The organism is Methanococcoides sp. NM1 (assembly GCF_900774285.1).
GTDB classification, from domain to species: domain Archaea; phylum Halobacteriota; class Methanosarcinia; order Methanosarcinales; family Methanosarcinaceae; genus Methanococcoides; species Methanococcoides vulcani.
Genome location: NZ_CAAGTW010000005.1, coordinates 48936 through 69611, shown reverse-complemented (window position 1 = coordinate 69611; position 20676 = coordinate 48936). Strand labels below are relative to the sequence as shown.

Here is a 20676-nt window from a genome sequence, read left to right as displayed (position 1 = left end):
CTTATTCGCCTCCACTGCAGCCACATCCTAACTTAAGGTTAGTAGATGATTCTTTTGGAGCAAAGTCCTCGTATGCTTTTTCAATAGAGCTCTTTGCATACCTTATAAGCTGCAACACGTGTATCTTTGAAGGACAGACAGCTGCACATCTGCCACATTCCACACAGTTCATAATATGCATTTGACGGCACTCGTCAAAACGACCCTGGTCAGCAAGTGCTGTTAACCTGCTTGGCACAAGGTTCACAGGGCATACATCAACACATCTTGCACAGTGAATACATGCAACCGATTCACCCCTTACGACCTCATCGACCGACTGGACGAATATGGATGTCGTTGTCTTGCTCACCGGTACATCATCAGTGTACTGTGCCACACCTGTGATCGCACCATTTGCAATGAGCTTGCCAGCTTCACCTATGTAGCCACCACATGCTTCAATTACATCTTTGAAAGGCGTGCCTATCCTTACAAGGATCTTCTGCGGATCTTTAACTTTTCCGGAAACTGAAACTACGGTCTCGATATATGGTTTTCCCGCATTCACTGCATCGTAAAGTGCTTTTGCAGATTTTACACTGCAGATAGCAACACCGACATCAGTAGGGTCACAACCGAAAGAAACCTTCCTTCCGGTCACATTATAAGTGAAAAGGTCAAGAATCTTTCTTCCATATATGTGGTCCTGTGATACGACCACAATATCCGATGCCATATCTTTAAAGTAGTATTTGACCTTCCTCTTGCCGACCAATGGAGCAACAGTGATGTTCTTTCCATCAAAGTTCAATCCATCAAACGCGCTGATGGATTCAAGGTCATCATTCCTGAGAACGATCGCACCCCTGGAAGCACCTGCTGCTTTCATCAATAATTTCAATGCATCAAGCACCTGTGATGAATACTGGGAAGGTGTATCATAATGCCCGCCTATCCATTCTGAAGAAGTAGCATTTACCAGAACGATATCGATATTTTTACCCTCGGGTTTTAGGACCATATGGGTAGGAGTTCCATAATGCTCAACGATACCAGCGTCCTTTATAAGATTCGCAAGTTCAGAAACCGAAACATCCTTTGGTTTAAAATCAACGCATTCTGCATCTTCAGATGGCTGGATCACAACACTGTTCACCTTATTGCCACTTGGATGGGGAGCTTCCTCAATGGAGACGACTTCCCCGGACACGCTTGAATGGACAGATGCGGAATCATACGATCCGCATTCACCGATCTTCTGCCCTTCACAGACCATATCCCCTTTCTTCACAAGTGGTTCACATATACTACCATCATGCTGCTTTAAAGGAATAATTACCTTCTCAGGCATATTTTTCATAATATTGACCTTTGTCACAAACACCAACTCCTTAGAACGCAGGCTCCCTGTCAACTTCAGGAGGTTTTGCTCCCGGTATGGTCACATCGATCGTCTTTAATGTGAAATCTGTTGGCGGATCGGTCTGTGCCGGATCGGAATCATAACCGATCAGTTCCCAGTCAATTGCTGTTGCAGTTGAACCATGGCAATCAGCACATTCAAGTGGATCTGCCATTCCCACATCTGAACCTGCGATGTTGTGGCTCAGCCTGTAATAAAGCGCAACGGTCCTGAGCACAGCATTCGGATAATCAGCTTCACCGTCATTATCTCCGTCATAGCTTCTCATCTCATCGACTGTCACCGTGCCATCCTGGTCTGAATCGGCAGCTTCCACATATGACACAGCTATCGGGTCACCGACCTCCTTGCTTGTGTCAGGTGACTCTGCAACTTCAGGGTTCAAACCTTCATCCCACCAGATACCAGTTACGATATTGAAAGGTGCAAGTTTAACCTCGGGACCATCCTTTACATCAGGGATGTTCAGTTCATCCTCACCGACGCCATTGGACCATGCAAGTACAGGAATAATAGATTCCATCTTGTAAGAGTCAACGCGTTCACCGTTTGACCAGTCAAAGGATCCAAGGGTAGTTCCACCTGGAAGTTCCCCTCCCGGAAGCGCAGGAATGTGACATGACTCGCATTCTACGGTCTCAAGGTGAGCATCAACGATAGGTCCATGTGAGATGCCTGCATGACAGTCTGCATCATCACAGCTGCGGACCTCGGCTTCTAATTCATGGATATCTTCAACATCCGTTTTTAGCAGAAGACTTGAATGTGATATCTCATGACACTCAACACAATTGACCTCAGCGTGTACATCATAGTCTGCATAATCAGGCGAAGACCACATTACAGCCGTTGTAGGTATATTTGCCACATGGCAATTGTCTGAACATGATTCTTTTACAGGAGCTCCATTTACAGTGTCGTGGAACAACAATAACAATGGAAGCGGAGTAACAGCATTGGAGAAATAAGTGAACTTTCTGATAGCATCGGTCTGCACTGCAACATTTGCATCCACCATTGCTGCTGCATTTGCATTTTCAAAATCCCCTTCAGTGAACTTCATAGCACGTGCTTCGACATCATACCTACCATATTGCTCATGGCAGATCATACAATCAACATCTACACCATACTCTTCCAGTGCTCCGCCACCAGGATGATAAGCACCATAGAGTTTGACCCATTCGTCTTCGCCCTCTACCTCAATATCAAAGTTTGTCAGTGGATCCCATTCATCGATATCTCTTTGAATATGGGTGTTGGTCTCCACATGATCAGATACCGTGAAGTGACAACCTCCACAACTTGAGTCCGACCATTCTCCTTCGGTCATATAGTGATGAGCGATCGCTTCATTACCACTATAACCCATGCTTGCGAAAACGCCTGCAAATGCGAAGATGAAAATGGCGGCTGCCAATAATATTACCTCTAATTTTGCCATATGATCCCCCTCTTAATCCTCTGCCACGTCCTCCAATTCCTTGAGGACAACGCCGATAATCGTAGTCATATGCTGCTCTTCCAGAACAGTCATATCATCAGAAACGTATTTGTGCAGCTCAAAGCTCTTGGGGATCTCTCTTACATTAAAATCAAAGATCTTATCCAAAAGACCTTTCTTTGGCGTTATGCCTAAAAAGTTTACATCAAGACGATTTCCAACCTTGTGTGCCTTCACTTCTACCTTGTCCAATGGAGAACCGGACTTTACGTAGATCATGTGATGATCGCCGCCAAAGTGTTTTTCTATCCCCTTCCAACCATATTTTTCTATGATCTGATGAATTGCAACAGCGAGATACTTGTCTTTACCGGCATTCCCACCCGATGCAATTCCTGCACTAGAATCACTCATACAAACACGTCCTATCATGAATAATAATTAACATCCGTCGACTAATATAATTGCCAGAATCATTGATTGTGAATATTTATAGGTTTCGAAATAAGCTTAATATTAAGCATATCTATCCATACAGCATGGACAAAAAAACAGTTCTATTGCTAGTATTAATCGTTATAGTTTCTATTTCATTCACAGTATTATATGAGGAGCAGGAGGACAATTTAACTACCAAAAATGAAATATTTCATACTGATTCGCGCAGTATAATGGACACAACAGTTACAATCGCCATCTATGATTTTAGTGAAGAACATGCGGTACAGACTGTTGACAAAGCTTTTGGAAGAGTTGGCGATGTCGACGACGTCATGAGCAGTTACAAAAATGATAGCCAGACCAGTATCCTGAATGAAGGATCAAGACTGGAGGGCGCCTCACCAGACCTTATCTACGTTATTGAACGGTCTAGGTATTATTCTACTATAAGCGATGGTGCATTTGACATCACAATAATGCCAGTACTTGACCTCTGGACAAGCAAGTTCAGTCCCGGCGGAACATACCAGCCACCTACACAGGAAGAAATAGACACAACTCTCGAACTTGTTGATTACAGCATGATAACCATCGAAGATGGAAATATCTCCATGGAACCAGGCATGAAGATCGCACTTGGAGGAATAGCAAAAGGATATGCTGTTGACCAGGCCATAGGATCATTGACATCAGAAGACATAACCAGCTGTTTTGTTGATGCCGGCGGAGACGGACGGTACATTGGCACAAAGCCCGATGGGACCATGTGGACAGTAGGACTCCAGAACCCCGACAAACAGGGAGATTTCATCACTGTAATGCAACTGGAAGATATGGCTGTCGCAACAAGCGGTAACTACGAGCGTTACTTCAGTGATGCTGCAAAGGTTTCCCACATCTCCGACCCAAGGACCGGATACTCAGTGAACGAATTGATCAGCGCAACGGTTATTGCGGAAACAGCTATGGATGCCGATGCCCTGGCAACCACGGTGTTCGTACTTGGGGAAAAGGAAGGAATTGAACTTATCGAAACCCTTGACGGGGTCGAATGTCTGATAATCACATCAGACAAAAGGATACTTCGATCAACTGGCTTTGCGGAATACGAAACAACCCAGGAATAATTGAGATTAACAGGAACAGTGGCCAAAAGCCATTTTCCTGTTAATATTATAGTATATTATTTTGTAGTGTAGTATTATTACCCTAACATGACCTCATGAAGTGTCTCGTATATAGGACCCTGTGGTGTCAGAGTACTTTTCTTTAAACTTATCCTGTCAACTACCATGTTCCCAAGTTCAATATCATTAAGCTCATCAAGTAATCCCAGGAATTCATCCATCTGGCCTGCAGGCATAAATTTTACCCTTGCCAGAGTGGCATGTGCGGTGAATTTCTTTTTATCCTTCTTGAATCTGAACTTTGAGAGCTTTGATTCCACCTCATCATGAAGAAGCTCAAAGTTCCCTTCTGCACCCAACCAGACAACCCTTGGAGCTTTGGGCTTTGGAAAAACCCCAATACCGCCGACAAGAGCATCGAAAGGTTTGCATTCAATGGCCTCCAGGGCTTCTGCAACCTCCGGCACTTTTGATTCCTTTACCTCGCCAATGAACTTCATAGTAATGTGCACAAGATCAGGGTCAACCAACTTCAACTTCAGCCCGGAAAAACGCGTTTGTATGACCCGGACCTCATCACGGAATTCCTCTGGCAGATCGACTGCAATAAATATTCTGGCCATATAAACAAAATTGGCTGCATGTATGTTAAATGGTGCCGTTGGATCCAGATGGAAATGTTTGATAGATAATATATATAATCGATAATTACCATAATTAATAATAGAGAATATCTGAGGGAATGGATGGATACTATTAACACACCAACCGTACTGGCAAGACATGCAGTTCAGATCGCTAAAGAACTGGGAGCTCCAGCCATAATAGTATCCGGAGACATTGACCTTGAGAGTGTTGAAACCGATATTCCGATATATTATGTGACCCGGCGGCAAAAAAGCATAATTGATAACCTGATATCCGACACCTCCGATGAAGGCGAAAAGCTGAAAAAGATCATTGAACCCATTAACAGGGAAACATCCGGAAATGTCCGCTATATCGAAGAAGCGGCTGCAATCGAGCATATTATCGGGGAACTCAGGAAAGGCACTATCGTCGGCGTGATCCAGACAAAGGAATCCAGCGCAATCGTGATCCACGAGATCTCACAAAGTCCCCTTATCAGAACACTTCAGGAATGTGAAGAAAGAATAGAACCTGAGGTCATGCGAGCAGCTCTCACCATAGCATTTGATATTGCTGCAAGCGGAAGAGAAGGACACAAAATAGGAACTGCTTTTATCCTGGGTGATACTAAAGAGGTCATGCAGCGTTCCCATCAGATGATACTCAACCCTTATGCAGGCCATAAGGACGAACATAGGAACATACTGGACAGGATGAACTGGGAATCCGTCAAGGAATTTGCCCTTCTTGACGGTATTTTTGTGATATCAGAAACTGGCATTGTCAATGCTGCAGGCAGATATCTCGATGTTGATGCAAAAGACATCAACATTGAGAAGGGGCTTGGAGGAAGACATGTTTCAGCAGCTGCGATCACAAGGGACACTTTTGCAATAGCTGTCACAATATCCGAATCCGGAGGTACTGTCAGAGTCTATATGGATGGCAAGGAGTTACTTTGCCTTGATTACATAGAAAGACCTTCATTACGTAGTGGCAAACCCCGGTATTGAGGATCATATCTTAAATCTTAACAAGGCTGCTATACCACCAAGCGAGTGCAATTTCTGCCCTGGCTCGAACTCTGTACTGAATACCACCATAGTACCCTGTGCATGCTCGACTTCCTGTATCATAGCATCGATGTTACCTGCTTCCCGCTCCAGGCGAAGCAGCTCATCGGCTACAAGAAGTGTTTCGACCGCACCATAATCGATCGCTGTTTTTACTTCATCCATACCATACGCGACCTTGCCCCCAAGAGCCATCTCCCTTAAAAGTTCATCCATAAGTGAAGACTCTCTGGCGATCCTGGACTCTTCCATTATCCTGTCAACAGCACCCCTTCTAAGCACTTCCTGAAAACCGGACATGCCTATGGAAGATGTATCCTCAACAAGGATACCTGCTGCCAGTTCGGAATTGTTTGCAGAGATGTACTTCATAAGATCATCCTTGGTAAAACCAGGTCCTGCAACAACGACCGACTCCGTCCCGCACATGGCATGACTCAACTGCTCGAAGATGGTGCTGAAGAACAATTCACGAAGCGTGCCTTCACCTTTTCCTGATGACTGGCGAATATGGGAATAAAGCTCTATTCCATAGTGACGTACAAAACCAATGTCTGCATCGCCTTCTTCAATGGCCACGATAATGACCTTTGGCCTTTTGGACGCAGCTTCTGCCTCGTTCACACGCTCGACCTGATCCTTTTTCCAGTGCTTTATTATAGAGAGAGCAGTTCCCTCCTCAATATTGAGAGTATGGTGATAACCGGCATCCATCCCATGTTCAATAAGACCGTGGACCCTGAGACGATTGGAGAACTTATGGAACTCAAGGTCATCTACCCTGATACCAAGTCTCACGTTCTTTTTCTCGACCTTCTCCGGCCTGAGCTTATCACTGGCAGCATCAGCTTTCCTTTTAGTAAGAGCAAATACAAGATCGCCTTTCTCGATGATGTATTTCAAATGCCATAGATCATCCAGTGTCTCCGGAGTAAGGGCTATCTCACCTTCCTTATTTCCTCTAAGGTCTCTTTTTGTTACTCTCATAATAATACCCAGCAATTCAGACAGTTATATATCCATACTCATCAAAAGGTCACTTTTTGATATCCGATTCCCCTGGCGGAAGCATCCTTGCAATACTATCAGGAGATGCTACCTGTTTGACAAATGAAGGATCTTTTAGTTCATCTACATAAATGCGATAGACCTTCTTTGCAATATCGTTCTGGTTGAACTTACCGGGAAGCAGCTCGACCACATATTTGCCGGAGCGTTCGATAGCCGACACCGGACCTCCTATGACGCGGGTCTCCGCACCAAGTTCCAGGCCAACAGCAACACCTACAGGAACATCCTTGTAATAATTGCGTTCTCCGCGGATAACGAAGGAACCTTTCCTCAGGTATTCACCGGATTCCGGTGTCTTGGAGACCTGTTCAGGTTTTATCCAGTAACAGTCACCGCTGAACTGTCCTGCTTTCCAGATGCTGGAATAGGAAACCACGAATCTTGCAGCTTCCTCAAGGGTCGTTTCCGGAACATCCTTACCCTCGGTCTTGATAATTGTAATAGGTGCGCCGGGTACCTGCGTGTGGAACACGATGTCTCGTTTTTCCATATACTTTTTCACAAGCTCCTCATTGGTATCTGCATCCCTTCCGCCAACAACAAGGAAACCGTCGGATGAGAAGAACCACCTGAACCGGTCATACCAATGCTTCTTGAAGAAAGCCTTTCTCCTTTTGGATACTTTCTTCTCCCTTTTCTGCATTGCAACCTTCGTATCCTCGATCGCACGCAAAGCACCATCACGTTTTTTGCTTAACTTTTTAGCTTTATCATAATAGATCTGAGCATTTTGCGGAACTGTCTTACGAATATTGATACTCGCATTGATACCGTCAAGATCAACTACGACAAATCCTTCCGCTGAATCGATACTTATGATTAAGCGTGCTGCAGGCAGGTCATCTTTTGCCTTTTTGAGTATAGAACGGATCTCAGCCCAGGAATAACCTTTATTGCGTGCATTCTCCAGAACAGCAAGCACTTGTTCAATGCTCTGGTAATGCTCATAGACCTTCTCTGCAATGGCAGTGTACTTTTCTGAGTCCTTCTCGAACTTCTTGATAGCTTCCTGCTGTTTATGAAGCCTTCTTTCAAATACGTCAACTTTTTCCTTCTTTTTAGCAACTACCTGCTCAATTACTTCTTCAGATGCTTTTTTTCCGAAGAATTCGTCAAGGGCCTGATTGAAAGACGGGAAATATTCTTTCTCATCGGCAGAATACTGCTCAAGCTCCAGAGGGGCAACATCAATTGCCTCTAACTCGCCATTCACCTTCTTTTTGACAATACAGGGCTTCAGCCTATGTTCCACAATCGGGGAAAACACGACCTTTACGGCTTCACAAAGTGCTTTTACATCATCCGGTGTGGCATCTTTTGCTGCTGTTTTCTTATCAACACCTGCCCTCAGGCAGACTTCCTCTGCAAGAACACCGCCGAGATTGTAACTGGTTGCTATCGTCCTGACAACATCTGAAGTGGAAGATGCAAACAGATCTGCCATTCCGGCCTCTTCAACATCAAGCGGACTTAGCTGTGCTTCAGGGTATTCATATATTTCACCACTGCGAATCCTGCGCCCCCTGAAGGTCACGGGATTCATCGGTAGAATGATCTTACGGTCACTGTCAAGAAGAACGATATTTCCTCTTGAGAACAACTCGCATACAAGAATTGTCTCGATGCCTCCGCGGATCACACCAATCTCAATAATCCTGTCAAAGTCATACTGATTAACAGAAGTTATCCTGCCTGCCGATATGTGCTTTCTCAGCAACATAGGAAATGCATGAGGTAGTTTCGGACTCGGGCGCAGATACTTGCTCATGTGCGCTCTCTTGCCGGCCTGTATCACAAGATTGTCACGCCCTTTTCCGAATATGAAAAGATTTATTCTGATCTCACCCGGAACCGGCTGGTAGATCTTATCTATCTTTGCATCGATGAGTGATCCTTCAACATCGACGTTTCCAAGTTCGGATACAAGAGCAGCTACATCTGCACTCGTCATCTCCTGTTTCATAGATGCTTATAGAGTTCGACCTGACTTAAGGTTTATCCATATTGACGCACCTGACAACAACAGGTTGAAGTAATAAAGAAATAGATAAACACATCAATTGGTTGGAGTCTTGAGCAGCAGACAATATCAGCAGGAAACAAGCAATGAACTTTAAGACAAAGTATTTCCTCAAATCGAAGTTCCAGGAATATTACAAGACAGCGGAGATACACATCCCGTCCAGACTGGAAGCTCGCGAATGGGGATTCATCTCTTTTGATGAGATGCCGGAAACCGTGATGAGAAGACATAAGTCATTTGGATCACGCGGAGAGGTCGAGGAATATCTTGCAGGTATGGCACCTGCACATGCATACCATTCTGTTGCATACTATACATATCCCAGTGCACCTACCATGAAAGAGAAACAATGGCAGGAAGCAGATCTTATCTTTGACCTTGATGCAGACCACATCCCCGGTGCACCCAACTCATATTCAGAAATGCTTGATCATGTCAAGAAGGAGACATTAAAGCTCTATGACCTACTGATAAATGATTTCGGTTTTAATGAAGAGGATATACGGGCGGTCTTTTCAGGTGGCAGAGGTTACCATTTCCACATAAGTGACCCGCGTGTTCGCTCCCTTGAAAGCGCAGAAAGAAGGGAGATCGTGGATTATATCAGCGGAAGGGGACTCAATATTGAAAAGATATTCTACAAGAAAGCGATCAGTGGTGATGCAGGTAGTGAGAACGTAAGGATGAACATGCTTTCACCGGAGAGCGAGGGTGGCTGGGGAGGAAGGATCAACCGATACCTTGTATCCTATCTCACGGATCTTGCAAGTAAGGAAGACGCAGAAGAGCTCTTCACCGGTTTCAAGGGTATCGGCAAAAAGACCGCACAAAAGATGATCGACATATTAAGGGACGAAACGCAGGTCGAGTTGTTACGCAAAGGAAACATGGAAGCCCTTTCAAAGGTCAATAAGGGTATTATACAGACCCTCGCATTGCAGGCAGTGAATGACATGTCAGCAAGTGTGGACGAACCTGTTACCGGCGACATAAAAAGACTTATACGCCTGGGCGGGTCACTTCATGGAAAATCGGGAATGCGTGTTACAACACTCTCCATTTCAGAGCTTGAGGCTTTTGAACCATTGACCGATGCCATCGTGTTCTCAGACAAGCCGGTAAAATTAAAAGTGATAAGACCTTTTGCAGTACAAATGAAGGGTAATGACCTCTATGTAGAGGAAGGCACACAGGAATTGCCTGAATACGCAGCCGTGTATCTTATGTGCAGAGGTGCAGCAGAATATGGATCGTAATGAGCTCAAAAGCATACTCAGGGAAGAGAACAGTTCGGCTTTAAGGGCGTTGCCGAATGGGTTCTACCGTCTTGTAGATGATTATATCCATGAGCTTGAAGAAGAGATCAGAAAGATCAACAATCCACGCTCTGCTGAATCGAAGATACTCGAGGATGAGCTCCAGAGTGCCATCAATGATGTGGAAACCATATTCATTCGCAGGGTACGAAAGATCACTTCAAGAGCCACGTCCAATGCATTCTCAAGCAGCTCACCAAGACAGGACCTTGACAAACTCCTTCCTGCAGAGCAGGCGGTATATGAAGCAACGCTTTCGGCAATACAGGTAGCAAGAAACGGATTGCTCGAACCGATACTTGACCCGTCGTCATCCGCAGCCCCTGCAAATGACCAGGAATACACAAAACAGGAAGTATCCTCACAAAAAGTCACAGGTGAACCAACTGCCACAGGATCAGTACAAGAAGCATCAGCATCGGCAATTGTCACCAATGGAGAGGTAAGGGACAAGACACAAATAGCCAAAAGGAATATAAATGAAGAATACTTTGTTGTCCGAATATTGAAAGACCTACCGACATTTAATGCCGTAGATAAGCGAAATTATACTACCCATGCAGAAGATGTCGTTGTTTTACCCGCAATGAACGCAAATGTTCTGGTAAAACGAGGTGCGGCTCATCTTATCACAAAATAAAAGATTCAAATTGATAAAAGGTGTAAATAATGAAAATTCCAAAGAGGTTCAGAACATATTGCCCATCCTGCAAAAAACATACTGAACACATTGCAGAAAGAGTAAAGAAAGGCAAGGCATCGGCTATGACACATATTGCCAGACAGAAGAAGAGGCAATCAGGCATCGGAAACAGTGGTAAGTTCTCAAAGGTTCCCGGAGGAGACAAACCAACCAAGAGAGTACAGCTCAAATACCGCTGCGCCGAGTGCAACAAGTCACACCAGAGGCCATGCTTCAGAGCAAAGAAATTCGAGTTTAAGGAATGATAACAATGACACAACCAAAAAGCAGATTCTTACGCGTAAAATGCAACGACTGCTCCAACGAGCAGGTCATCTTCGGTAGTGCAAGCCGCAAGGTCACATGCCTCGTATGCGGAAGAACACTTGCAGAATCCACCGGCGGAAAGTCAACAATTACAACACATATCCTGGAAGTCCTTGAATAAAGTGGTGTAGAATGGATAATAATAACTGGCCAGAAAGCGGCGACTTTGTAGTTTGTACTGTAAAGAACGTAGTCGACTTTGGGGCCTATACCACCCTTGAGGAATACGGGGGTAAAGAAGGATTTATCCATATCTCCGAGATCAAGGCCGGATGGGTCAAGTATGTCCGTGATTACGTAAGGGAAGGCCAGAAGATCGTCTGCAAAGTGCTGGGCGTAGACCCGAACCGACGTCACATTGACCTTTCCTTAAAGGATGTCAACGAACACCAGAAGCGTGCGAAAATCCAGGACTGGAAGAACGAACAGAAAGCTGAGAAGTGGCTCCAGTTCGTAGCTGAGGACACAAAGACCAGCCCGGAAAAGATGGAAGAACTAAAGTCCCTTTTCATGGAAGAGTTCGGAAGCTGCTACACTGGCTTTGAAGAAGCTGCCATCAACGGAAAGGAAGCTTTCGAAGACATGGCCATCAGCAAGAAACTTGCCGCAAAGATAGCAGACATCGCTCAAGAGAATATTAAACTTCCATTCGTAGACATCGCAGGATACGTGGACCTTACCTCCAATAGCCCTGATGGGATCGATATTATCAAGAAATCCCTCAAATCAGCTACCAAGATCAAGACAGATGATGATGTCAGGATAGACGTTACATACACAGGCGCACCAAGATACCGGATAAAGGTCATCGCACCTGACTACAAGACCGCGGAAGCTGTTTTGAAGAAAGCTTCTGAGAAAGCTATTGACTATATCGAAAAGAAGGAAGGAAAAGGAATTTTCCACCGACATATCGAAACAGCAAAGGCGTGATGTTCCATTGGGAAACAAGATCCGAAAGTGTGCTCAATGCAATGTTTATACATTGAAAGAGAGCTGTCCGGAGTGTGGAGAACCTTCCAGGAATCCACTTCCGGCACGATTTTCCCCGCTTGACCCCTATGGCAAATACCGCCGAATATCTAAAAGGAGGGAGATGGAACATGCGTGAAACAACTGTGATCCGCCTTAAGGATGATATCCAGCTAAACGACCCCATACTACTTGTTGGCCTTCCGGGAGTCGGGCATGTTGGAAAGCTTGTTGTCGATCACCTGATCGAGAAACTTGAAGCAGAAAAAGTATTTGAGATCTATTCCCCTCATTTTCCACCACAGGTAATGGTGAGCGAGGAAAGCACCGTCAAGCTTGTCAATAACGAGATGTACATTTGCAAGACTGACGAAAGGGACCTCGTACTTCTGGGTGGAGACCATCAGAGCACAACTACAGATGGTCATTATGAACTTGGAGGCATCTATATCGAACTTGCCGCCGAACTGGGCGTATCAAAGATATACACTCTTGGAGGATACCCGACAGGCAAGCTGGAGCACACCGACGAGGTAATGGGTGCTGCCAATGATGCAGAGCTTATCGAGGAACTGAAGGAATTCGGTGTTACTTTCAAACCTAACGAACCCGGAGGAGGTATCGTAGGTGCATCAGGTCTTTTGCTTGGACTTAGCAAGTTCAAGGACATAAAAGCTGCATGTTTGATGGGATTGACCTCAGGATATCTGGTTGACCCGAAAAGTGCACAATCCCTTCTGGCGATCTTAAGCAAGCTCCTGAACATCGAGGTCGAGGTAAGTGAACTCGAAGAGCGTGCAAAGGACATGGAGAAGATCGTTGCTAACCTCATCGAAGCAAAACAGCAGCAACAGGGCGTGTTGAGAGATACGGCCGTTGAAGAAGACCTAAGATACATCGGCTAAGGTGGGAACATGCAGATCAATGCTGATCTCCACCTCCATTCTAAATATTCCATGGCGTGCTCCAATAAGATGGAGCTGCCAACAATTGCCGTAGAGGCAAAGAAAAAAGGCATCGACCTTGTGGCTACAGGCGACTGTATCCACCCGAAATGGCTCGATGACATTAAAAATGCCGCTACGGATGATGAGACAATTCTCATCAATGACACTTATTTTATTCCCACCACAGAGATCGAGGATAAGAACCGCGTCCACCATCTCCTGATCCTGCCATCCATCTCAAAAGCCGAGGAGCTGGCAGAGACCATGTCAAAATATGCCGACCTGGCAGTGGATGGCAGACCCACGGTCAAACTCGACGGCAGTGAGATCGCACAGATAGCAAAGGACGTCGGTGCACTGATCGGACCCTGCCATGCATTCACCCCCTGGACAGCCCTGTATGCATACCATGACTCGCTCAAAAGCTGCTACGGAGATCTGACAGACTACATCTCTTTCGTGGAACTGGGACTCAGCGCTGATACCGATTACGCAGACCGCATCAGTGAGCTTCACAGGCTCACCTTCCTGACCAACTCGGATGCACATTCCCCCTGGTCCAACAAACTTGCACGTGAATTCACCCAATTCGAAGTTCCTTCCATCGATTTTGAGGGACTGGAAAAGGCCATCCTTCGCAAGGAAGGCTACAAAGCCACCCTGAACGTCGGATTCTTCCCTGAAGAGGGAAAGTACAACGAATCCGCATGCATCAAGTGCTTCACCCACTACAACCTTGAGGAAGCTATTCAGAATAACTGGCGATGCCCCCAGTGCAGGGGACAGGTCAAGAAAGGCGTATCCGACAGGGTGAACGAGCTAGCAGACCTGGAAACCCCTATACACCCCGACCATCGCCCGGATTATCTCCACCTCGCACCCCTTGCAGAGATCATCATGATGGCACTGGGCCATGCAAGCATCACGACCAAAGGCGTAAGAACAGCATGGGAATCCCTTGTGGAAAAGTTCGGCAACGAAGTTGCAGTTCTCCTTGATGCCAAAACCGACCAGCTTGACATCGTAGACCAAAAAATAGTCGATGCCATACTGGCATTCCGAAACGGCGAGGTCATCATCCACCCCGGAGGCGGAGGCCAGTACGGATGGATAGAACTTCCGGACTCAGAACACAAGCCAAACCAACCTCCCGCCAAAAGCAAGAACCAGAGTTCCCTTTTCGACTTCTGATCCACTTTTTCGACATCTATATAACCCATAAACGCCTTCAAAAACAACAATGCCGGGGTGGCAGAGCGGACTAATCCAACGGTGAATTACAGCCGCGGAGTCTATACGCGGCAGGCTCGAGACCTGTTTCTCCTAACGGAGTGCTTGGGTTCAAATCCCAACCCCGGCGTCCTGATTTTACTGTGGCTTTTTTTGAGAGGAAAAACTTTCACTGAGATTCAATCAAGCTTCCCGTAATGGTTCTTCCACTTGTCAGCCCTTTTAATGAACTCCTCATAGCCTTCTTTTCGGATAAATTCAATTGAATCCCTGCATTTCCTGCGAGAATATCCCTTCGCGTACCATTCCTGAACAATATCACAGGACTCCCATTCCGGGCAATCGGCACAGGTCTTATACCCCTTATCCCTGAAACAGCAGAGCTTCATCTTACACTTGACCCTATTGATGTCCCGTCCCCCATCTTCATAGCCCAACCTGCATCCACGACAGTTCTTGTTCTTTAATTCACGACAGGTCTTACAATACGCCCCACAGCAACCGATCTCAATTGTAGACATAGGTACCCCATACTAATTTTAGACCAGATACTGCAAATAGCTTTTGGAAAACAAAGGTGCTGTAAAAGAGGCATCGCACAGGAAATGTAGACCATATCAGATGAGAGCTCGAATGTTCCCTGAAGAAAAAAAATAAGAGGAAAGGATCTGGAAAAGAATGAGGTCCTTCCTTAAACCTCACTCGATCACATTGTCAACAGTAAACTCGAACGTATCCGTAACACCGTTCACGTTCACTGTATAGACACCTGCTTCAAGACCATACACATCCAGAGGGATGTTCACTTCAAAAGGTACAAGTGCCTGGGTGCACATGGCATCTGCCGGTCTTTTGGTCTTCAGGGCTACATTAAAGATGTTACCATCCCTTGTGACCTCGATGTTGTCCTCATCGATGACAGTGCATCCATCAGGAAGGTTTCCTACAGCATTCACACTTACCTGTAACGGGAATGATTCCATTATGAAGATCTCGATGTCATCGACCACGGCATCACCAATGATGTATTCAGTGTCATCCCCATCCAGAATCGTACCATCTCCATCAGCATCATGTTCACCTGAAGCAAGTACAGTTACTGTCATGCTGAAGGTATCCTCGTCACCAGTAGTGTTTTCCCAGGGTCTCTTGTAGATCGCAGAGATCTCATAGGTACCTTCGGTTTCTGCCTGGAATTCCCATTCATGGATGCCACCTGCTCCCACCAGACCTTCATCCTCCGGAGCAATTACAAAATCGTCCCCGATCAATGTCATGCCTTCAGGAACTGTGAGATTCCAGGAATAACCTGTTGTAGGGTTCTCTTTAAGCTTCAGCACAATGAGATCATTTTGTTCCATTGTAACCTCACTGGCGTTTGCATCCTCAGTTAACACCGTCCCCGATTCAACGATCTCCACATCGTCGGTAAGATCAATTTTCCCATTTTCTGTGCAACCCATAGAAAAAGCAGCCATGGTAACTGCCACAATCGTTATCAGGACCAGAATGCCCATACCTGTATATTTTGACATGATAATTTATCTCCTGTATCTATACAAATGAATGGCTCGTAGCTATATAGCCATTACTTAAGCTACAAATTGATTTGAAGTCATCCAATAACGATTATACAACACAGGAAACACAAACCTTCATTTGTGCAGACGCTTCTGGACAGCTTCACTGGTAAGCTCTTTCAGTGCATCAGTACCTATCCATCTGGCACTGACCAGATTCGATCCGGTAAGCCTTTGTGACACTTCGATGGCTTTTTTGTTCAACTCGATGTTGCGCTTGCCGATCTGTCTTAAGGCCCAGTTGACGGCTTTTTTCACAAAATTGCGTGCATCGATGGATTCCTTTTCGATCAACGGGAAGAGATCCTCGAAAATGGGATCTTCTGCCTTCTTGTCCGCCACAGCCATCCTTGCCATGAGCACAAAACCCGAGCGTTTTACGAACTCCTCTTTGCGGGAGCTCCACTCGATAGCTTTCCTGTAAGAGTGAGGGGTTTTCTGGAAGAGGTTCATACAGCACTGGTCACATATCTCCCAGTAATCAAAGTCCCTGACCCACACTTCCATCTGCTTCTCCGTAACCTGCTTTGGATCATCCACCATGGAAGCAAGAATCATCGTCTCCCTGTAGCCTGCATCCCACAACATGAGAGCCAGTTTATGATCCTTACCGGTATCTTTTGCAAGGTGTCTCAGCTCCGGAATTGATACACCATAGCACTTTTCAGGAGTGATCCAGAAATGTGCCATGCCTTCTATAGCCTCAGGATCGCTCAGTTCTTCCAGTTTAGTGATGATCTCATCAAAGATTTCTTCTGTTGTACCCACAAGAACAGTCCCCGTGTTTTCAATTTGTCACATAAGACATTGTATGGATGCTTTTTAAATATTATTAGAGGATACTTTTTTATTAAGTAAGAAGGGGAAACAACATGAGAGGCGTAATGAGTAAACTGGTTATCTGTATCCTGATAATACTGTTCGCAACAACAGCCCTTGCATCAGCGAACACCGGGAATGATGCTGATACAATGATCGAGATCGGTGAGATATACAGCAGCATTGATACCTGTGATATTGCCCTTTACTCCTCTTCGACAGTAGAAGACCTAATCTTGGAAGTACAGCTTGTACGTGAAGACAGGATCATCGATAGTACCACCATCCCTGTTGACAGGATCAGCGTGAATTCCAGGGTCATAAAAGTGGTCCAGTGGGAAACAAAGACCGCCGAGGATGGCGCATATGAAGTACATGTACAGGTCCTTAATGATGAAAAGGAGCTCAGTTCTACCGAATATGAGTTCGTTCACGGCAGGCAGGTAATCCCGGAGGTCGTAATAGAAGGCACGATCTCCAATTCCGAAGGTGTGACCGCGGTCATAAGACCTGTTGATGCAACCCTTGTCGACATAGAATACATGCTCGTGGATGGTTTTGATGTCATCTACATTGCAAAGGACGAAAAAGTATCCGTGCATACAACCCCCCTTACAGTTCATAAGAGATGGAACACCCTTCTTTTGAACGATAAGGAATACACCGGACTTGTAAAGGTCAGGCCATCCAATGAAAAAACTGCTATTGTGGTAACAGACGCATTCATTTCACGGGATGATGCAAAGATCACCGATGTATATAAGGATGAGATCGGTGCAAGTGCTACCATTGCAGGAAATTCCCAGGTACCTTTCGACGGTTATGTACAATTCACAGTTTATGATGAGAATGGGGAGAATGTCGTCGAATCCGCGATCATGAGATCACCCATACTGCTCACAGATGATGACGAAACAGTAGAAGCCATCTGGGAGAACAGGCTCCAGGAAGGCAAATACAAACTTGTGATCGAGATCATAGGCAATGATGGAGACGGCCTCGACATCCAGGAAACCATTATCGATGTGGAAGAAAGTGTGACCATATCAAATGATGTTCCTGAAGAAGCGGAAGAGGACAACAGCATACCATCATTCCTGATCACACAGGCAGCATTTGTTCTTGCTACTGTGGCATTTGTGCTCCGCAGAAGAAATGCATGAAAAAGGTAATTCAAATGCCATACGAGCTGTTCATTGCCCTGAGACATCTCAAAAGCAGGCGTCGTCAATCGCTCATATCCATAAGTGCCATTGGGATCGCGGTCACTATACTCGTGATCTCGAACGCTTTTATGGCAGGATATACAGAAGAGATCTATGATGTTACCGTCGAGAACCTTCCTCATGTGGTCGTTACTCCTGGTGAGGAAGAGGAATACATTCATTTTTACAATAGCATCATTCCACTTATAGAAAGTATCGAGGGAGTGGTAGGAACCTCGCCTGCCCTGGAGGGGGAAGCTACGCTTCGATACAAGGAGCAAACACTCAACGTCTTTATGCGAGGGATAGAACCCGAAAAGGAAGATTCTGTATCCCGCATCTCAGAGGATATAGTAGAAGGAGATCCCTACAAGCTTATCCACTCCAAGAATACAATTGTGATCGGTGACAGCCTTGCAGAGGATCTTGATGTGAAGATCGGCGATAAGCTATCCGTAAACTTCCCCACAGCAAACCCGGCCTCTTATGAGATAGTAGCGATCTTTGATACAGGAACACCTGCAGATGATATCCTTACATACACATCCCTAAAGACGGCACAGGAATTCTATGATACCGGTGATGCCATCAATGTGATCAACATCCGTCTGGCAGACTATAACGAAGACAAAAAGATCGCAAAAGAGATCGAAGCTCTCGGTTACGAAGCATCGGGATGGACAGGGACAAATCCTGAGATCCTCCAGACCATCACCATTGAAACAACGTCCAATAACATAATACTCGCACTCATACTCCTGATAGCATCGTTCGGGGTGATCAGCACACTGAACATGGTGGTAATGGAGAAGGTAAAAGAAATAGGCGTCCTGATGGCCATGGGAGCACCTGCTTCCGCCATACGCAGGATATTCATTCTGGAGAGCGGCATCCTGGGATTGATCGGTGCGGTCATCGGATCCATACTTGGAACTGCCATTGCCCTGATGATAGGGAGTTATCCGGTTCCTGCTGAGTTTTATGGCATTGAGAAGATACCAGTGATCATCAGTATATCAGATATACTTATAACTGTTATAGTCGTATTTGTACTCAACTTGATTGCAGGGGTTTACCCTGCTCAGCGCGCAGCCGGGCTGGATCCGGTAGAGGCAATTTCAACACATTGAGAATAAATAAATTATCAAGCTCTTTTTGCCACAACACATTCTCAAAAGTGGTAGTGTTGATAAGAAAATACATTAAAAGAAACTTTTCTGCCGCAAAGTGTATATACAATTACTAAATAGTAGTCTTTGTGTAATGAGCGGGATCCTAATTTCTTTTCAAGTACCCCCACTCCCCAACCCGCTCATACCACCTTTCATAAAATGTTCACGCAATAAACTGTTTTTCTGAAGATGTTAACAAGGTTACTTTAATGCATTATTGTATACCGGACATTTATATAAATATCAAATAGTAGCAAACATATCAATGATGCTCCTTGAGAGATCCTTGCTTATATCCACCGATCTCATCAAAGTATCCTTAAAAAAGACATCTATACCCATGTCCTTTATAGCATCCCCTGCTGCGTCATCCCGAACATCAAGGACCATAGCATCAAGGATATCATTGTAGCACTCTGCAACACCAACTGAAGAAACATCGAAGCCACATGCACTCATTAGTTTTCCTGCCGGGCCGCTTATTGGTTCCTTTCCTATGATAGGGCTTACCGCAACCACTTTTTTTTCTTTGAGGATTTCGCGCATACCAGGCAGGTTAATGATCGGACCTATACTTGTGATCGGATTGCTTGGCCCTATCAGGACCTCATCCTCCTTTTCAAGAGCTTCAATTGCCCCAAGAGATATGGATGCTTCCTCGATCCCATCCTGTGAAACCTCGATTACATCCACCTCACCGTGTTGTTTTACCCAGAAATCCTGAAAATGTATCCTGCCGGATGATGTTGTTATCATTGTAGATACAGGATCATCGGACATAGGGAATATACTTGATCTGATCCCGAATGAAGAGGTCATTTTCTGTATAGCTTCTGTAAGGGACATATCCTGCCTTAGCAATTCAGACCGCATGATGTGGGTAGCCCTGTCAAGATCGCCTATCATCATTCCCTCGTCATGACCGGCAAGCTTCATTGCTTCATGGGTACTGAAGGTATCATTTCTTACACCCCACCATTTCTCCTTATCGATCCTGTCAGAGAGTAAATAGAGCACAGTATCAATGTCAGGTGTGATCAGATTTCCAGATACCCACAGGTCTTCAGCTGTGTTCACGACCACCGTTATATCTTCTTCAGGAAGGACATGTCTTAAGCCATCAAGCAATTTGGGAGTTCCGGTTCCACCCGATAATACGATCATACAACAACCTCGGTTTCCTTCAAATAACGGAACATCATTATACAATGA

At 45.3% G+C, this 20676-nt stretch carries 22 protein-coding genes and 1 tRNA gene; 13 read left to right on the top strand and 10 right to left on the bottom strand.

Annotation, left to right across the window (positions count from 1 at the left end; all coding sequences use genetic code 11):
* Position 1: 1 nt before the first annotated feature.
* The 3 genes from rnfC to E7X56_RS06255 are packed head-to-tail and all read right to left on the bottom strand — an operon-like array spanning position 2 to position 3263.
* Positions 2-1360: an Rnf electron transport complex subunit RnfC gene (rnfC, locus tag E7X56_RS06265; RefSeq protein WP_135605908.1), complete on the bottom strand. Its 1359-nt coding sequence runs from the start codon at positions 1358-1360 to the stop codon at positions 2-4.
* Between the two features lie 13 nt (positions 1361-1373).
* Positions 1374-2849 carry a methanogenesis multiheme c-type cytochrome gene (gene mmcA / locus E7X56_RS06260; protein ID WP_135605906.1) on the bottom strand — a complete coding sequence of 492 codons (1476 nt, stop codon included), beginning with the start codon at positions 2847-2849 and terminating at the stop codon, positions 1374-1376.
* Positions 2850-2861: 12 nt separating this feature from the next.
* Positions 2862-3263 (bottom strand): hypothetical protein, encoded by a 402-nt coding sequence (locus tag E7X56_RS06255; RefSeq protein WP_135605904.1) that lies wholly within the window; start codon positions 3261-3263, stop codon positions 2862-2864.
* Between the two features lie 257 nt (positions 3264-3520).
* Here E7X56_RS06255 and E7X56_RS06250 point away from each other — a divergent pair, with 257 nt between their 5' ends.
* On the top strand, positions 3521-4417 hold the full coding sequence (locus E7X56_RS06250; RefSeq protein ID WP_371413357.1) for an FAD:protein FMN transferase: 897 nt from the start codon (positions 3521-3523) through the stop codon (positions 4415-4417).
* 77 nt (positions 4418-4494) lie between these two features.
* On the opposite strand, the gene thpR is transcribed toward E7X56_RS06250, so the two are convergent.
* Positions 4495-5040, bottom strand: a complete 546-nt coding sequence (gene thpR / locus E7X56_RS06245; protein WP_135605902.1) for an RNA 2',3'-cyclic phosphodiesterase — start codon at positions 5038-5040, stop codon at positions 4495-4497.
* A gap of 123 nt (positions 5041-5163) precedes the next feature.
* Between thpR and E7X56_RS06240 the strand changes: the two genes are divergently transcribed.
* Positions 5164-6060 (top strand): diadenylate cyclase, encoded by an 897-nt coding sequence (locus E7X56_RS06240; protein ID WP_135605900.1) that lies wholly within the window; start codon positions 5164-5166, stop codon positions 6058-6060.
* A gap of 3 nt (positions 6061-6063) precedes the next feature.
* On the opposite strand, the gene E7X56_RS06235 is transcribed toward E7X56_RS06240, so the two are convergent.
* Positions 6064-7107, bottom strand: coding sequence for an mRNA surveillance protein pelota (locus tag E7X56_RS06235; RefSeq protein ID WP_135605898.1), 1044 nt, complete (start codon positions 7105-7107; stop codon positions 6064-6066).
* Positions 7108-7156: 49 nt separating this feature from the next.
* The gene (rqcH, locus tag E7X56_RS06230; RefSeq protein ID WP_135605896.1) at positions 7157-9154 is read right to left on the bottom strand and encodes a ribosome rescue protein RqcH; all 1998 of its coding nucleotides are present in this window, start codon (positions 9152-9154) and stop codon (positions 7157-7159) included.
* Between the two features lie 143 nt (positions 9155-9297).
* On the opposite strand from rqcH, the gene priS reads away from it, so the two are divergent.
* The 9 genes from priS (at position 9298) to E7X56_RS11760 (ending at position 14818) form a co-directional block, all read left to right on the top strand.
* The gene (priS, locus tag E7X56_RS06225; RefSeq protein ID WP_135605894.1) at positions 9298-10470 is read left to right on the top strand and encodes a DNA primase catalytic subunit PriS; all 1173 of its coding nucleotides are present in this window, start codon (positions 9298-9300) and stop codon (positions 10468-10470) included.
* Positions 10460-11170: a hypothetical protein gene (locus E7X56_RS06220; protein WP_135605892.1), complete on the top strand. Its 711-nt coding sequence runs from the start codon at positions 10460-10462 to the stop codon at positions 11168-11170. The genes priS and E7X56_RS06220 overlap by 11 nt, the downstream gene beginning before the upstream one ends.
* A 29-nt stretch (positions 11171-11199) precedes the next feature.
* Complete coding sequence (locus E7X56_RS06215) at positions 11200-11478, top strand: 50S ribosomal protein L44e (RefSeq protein ID WP_048195501.1); 279 nt, start codon at positions 11200-11202, stop codon at positions 11476-11478.
* Positions 11475-11660 carry a 30S ribosomal protein S27e gene (locus E7X56_RS06210; protein ID WP_048195503.1) on the top strand — a complete coding sequence of 62 codons (186 nt, stop codon included), beginning with the start codon at positions 11475-11477 and terminating at the stop codon, positions 11658-11660. Before E7X56_RS06215 ends, E7X56_RS06210 begins: the two co-directional genes overlap by 4 nt.
* Before the next feature lie 11 nt (positions 11661-11671).
* Positions 11672-12472 (top strand): translation initiation factor IF-2 subunit alpha, encoded by an 801-nt coding sequence (locus tag E7X56_RS06205; RefSeq protein WP_135605890.1) that lies wholly within the window; start codon positions 11672-11674, stop codon positions 12470-12472.
* 7 nt (positions 12473-12479) lie between these two features.
* Positions 12480-12650, top strand: coding sequence for an RNA-protein complex protein Nop10 (locus E7X56_RS06200; RefSeq protein ID WP_135605888.1), 171 nt, complete (start codon positions 12480-12482; stop codon positions 12648-12650).
* Positions 12643-13416 carry a proteasome assembly chaperone family protein gene (locus tag E7X56_RS06195; protein ID WP_135605886.1) on the top strand — a complete coding sequence of 258 codons (774 nt, stop codon included), beginning with the start codon at positions 12643-12645 and terminating at the stop codon, positions 13414-13416. The genes E7X56_RS06200 and E7X56_RS06195 overlap by 8 nt, the downstream gene beginning before the upstream one ends.
* A gap of 9 nt (positions 13417-13425) precedes the next feature.
* On the top strand, positions 13426-14649 hold the full coding sequence (locus E7X56_RS06190) for a TIGR00375 family protein (protein ID WP_135605884.1): 1224 nt from the start codon (positions 13426-13428) through the stop codon (positions 14647-14649).
* Between the two features lie 51 nt (positions 14650-14700).
* Positions 14701-14818, top strand: a tRNA-Ser gene (locus tag E7X56_RS11760).
* Positions 14819-14867: 49 nt separating this feature from the next.
* Here the strand turns inward: E7X56_RS11760 and E7X56_RS06185 are convergent.
* The 3 genes from E7X56_RS06185 to E7X56_RS06175 all read right to left on the bottom strand — a co-directional run bounded on the left by E7X56_RS06185 (position 14868) and on the right by E7X56_RS06175 (position 17036).
* Positions 14868-15209, bottom strand: a complete 342-nt coding sequence (locus E7X56_RS06185) for a DUF3795 domain-containing protein (protein ID WP_135605882.1) — start codon at positions 15207-15209, stop codon at positions 14868-14870.
* Positions 15210-15386: 177 nt separating this feature from the next.
* Positions 15387-16223 (bottom strand): protease inhibitor I42 family protein, encoded by an 837-nt coding sequence (locus E7X56_RS06180; protein ID WP_135605880.1) that lies wholly within the window; start codon positions 16221-16223, stop codon positions 15387-15389.
* A 120-nt stretch (positions 16224-16343) separates the two neighbouring features.
* A complete protein-coding gene (locus E7X56_RS06175) occupies positions 16344-17036 on the bottom strand; it encodes a DNA alkylation repair protein (RefSeq protein WP_244603432.1) in 693 nt (230 codons plus the stop codon).
* A 104-nt stretch (positions 17037-17140) separates the two neighbouring features.
* On the opposite strand from E7X56_RS06175, the gene E7X56_RS06170 reads away from it, so the two are divergent.
* Positions 17141-18250 carry a hypothetical protein gene (locus E7X56_RS06170; RefSeq protein ID WP_135605878.1) on the top strand — a complete coding sequence of 370 codons (1110 nt, stop codon included), beginning with the start codon at positions 17141-17143 and terminating at the stop codon, positions 18248-18250.
* Positions 18247-19422, top strand: a complete 1176-nt coding sequence (locus E7X56_RS06165) for an ABC transporter permease (RefSeq protein ID WP_244603431.1) — start codon at positions 18247-18249, stop codon at positions 19420-19422. Before E7X56_RS06170 ends, E7X56_RS06165 begins: the two co-directional genes overlap by 4 nt.
* 285 nt (positions 19423-19707) lie before the next feature.
* Here E7X56_RS06165 and cofD read toward each other — a convergent pair whose 3' ends face one another.
* A complete protein-coding gene (gene cofD / locus E7X56_RS06160) occupies positions 19708-20628 on the bottom strand; it encodes a 2-phospho-L-lactate transferase (protein WP_135605876.1) in 921 nt (306 codons plus the stop codon).
* Positions 20629-20676: the final 48 nt, after the last annotated feature.

What these genes read in the sequence shown, in the direction of transcription:
- mmcA (WP_135605906.1), bottom strand. Translation starts at nt 2,849, where the DNA reads ATGGCAAAATTAGAGGTAATATTATTGGCAGCCGCCATTTTCATCTTC.
- E7X56_RS06255 (WP_135605904.1), bottom strand. Translation starts at nt 3,263, where the DNA reads ATGAGTGATTCTAGTGCAGGAATTGCATCGGGTGGGAATGCCGGTAAA.
- E7X56_RS06250 (WP_371413357.1), top strand. Translation starts at nt 3,521, where the DNA reads ATGGACACAACAGTTACAATCGCCATCTATGATTTTAGTGAAGAACAT.
- thpR (WP_135605902.1), bottom strand. Translation starts at nt 5,040, where the DNA reads ATGGCCAGAATATTTATTGCAGTCGATCTGCCAGAGGAATTCCGTGAT.
- E7X56_RS06240 (WP_135605900.1), top strand. Translation starts at nt 5,164, where the DNA reads ATGGATACTATTAACACACCAACCGTACTGGCAAGACATGCAGTTCAG.
- E7X56_RS06235 (WP_135605898.1), bottom strand. Translation starts at nt 7,107, where the DNA reads ATGAGAGTAACAAAAAGAGACCTTAGAGGAAATAAGGAAGGTGAGATA.
- rqcH (WP_135605896.1), bottom strand. Translation starts at nt 9,154, where the DNA reads ATGAAACAGGAGATGACGAGTGCAGATGTAGCTGCTCTTGTATCCGAA.
- priS (WP_135605894.1), top strand. Translation starts at nt 9,298, where the DNA reads ATGAACTTTAAGACAAAGTATTTCCTCAAATCGAAGTTCCAGGAATAT.
- E7X56_RS06220 (WP_135605892.1), top strand. Translation starts at nt 10,460, where the DNA reads ATGGATCGTAATGAGCTCAAAAGCATACTCAGGGAAGAGAACAGTTCG.
- E7X56_RS06215 (WP_048195501.1), top strand. Translation starts at nt 11,200, where the DNA reads ATGAAAATTCCAAAGAGGTTCAGAACATATTGCCCATCCTGCAAAAAA.
- E7X56_RS06210 (WP_048195503.1), top strand. Translation starts at nt 11,475, where the DNA reads ATGATAACAATGACACAACCAAAAAGCAGATTCTTACGCGTAAAATGC.
- E7X56_RS06205 (WP_135605890.1), top strand. Translation starts at nt 11,672, where the DNA reads ATGGATAATAATAACTGGCCAGAAAGCGGCGACTTTGTAGTTTGTACT.
- E7X56_RS06195 (WP_135605886.1), top strand. Translation starts at nt 12,643, where the DNA reads ATGCGTGAAACAACTGTGATCCGCCTTAAGGATGATATCCAGCTAAAC.
- E7X56_RS06190 (WP_135605884.1), top strand. Translation starts at nt 13,426, where the DNA reads ATGCAGATCAATGCTGATCTCCACCTCCATTCTAAATATTCCATGGCG.
- E7X56_RS06185 (WP_135605882.1), bottom strand. Translation starts at nt 15,209, where the DNA reads ATGTCTACAATTGAGATCGGTTGCTGTGGGGCGTATTGTAAGACCTGT.
- E7X56_RS06180 (WP_135605880.1), bottom strand. Translation starts at nt 16,223, where the DNA reads ATGTCAAAATATACAGGTATGGGCATTCTGGTCCTGATAACGATTGTG.
- E7X56_RS06170 (WP_135605878.1), top strand. Translation starts at nt 17,141, where the DNA reads ATGAGAGGCGTAATGAGTAAACTGGTTATCTGTATCCTGATAATACTG.
- E7X56_RS06165 (WP_244603431.1), top strand. Translation starts at nt 18,247, where the DNA reads ATGAAAAAGGTAATTCAAATGCCATACGAGCTGTTCATTGCCCTGAGA.
- cofD (WP_135605876.1), bottom strand. Translation starts at nt 20,628, where the DNA reads ATGATCGTATTATCGGGTGGAACCGGAACTCCCAAATTGCTTGATGGC.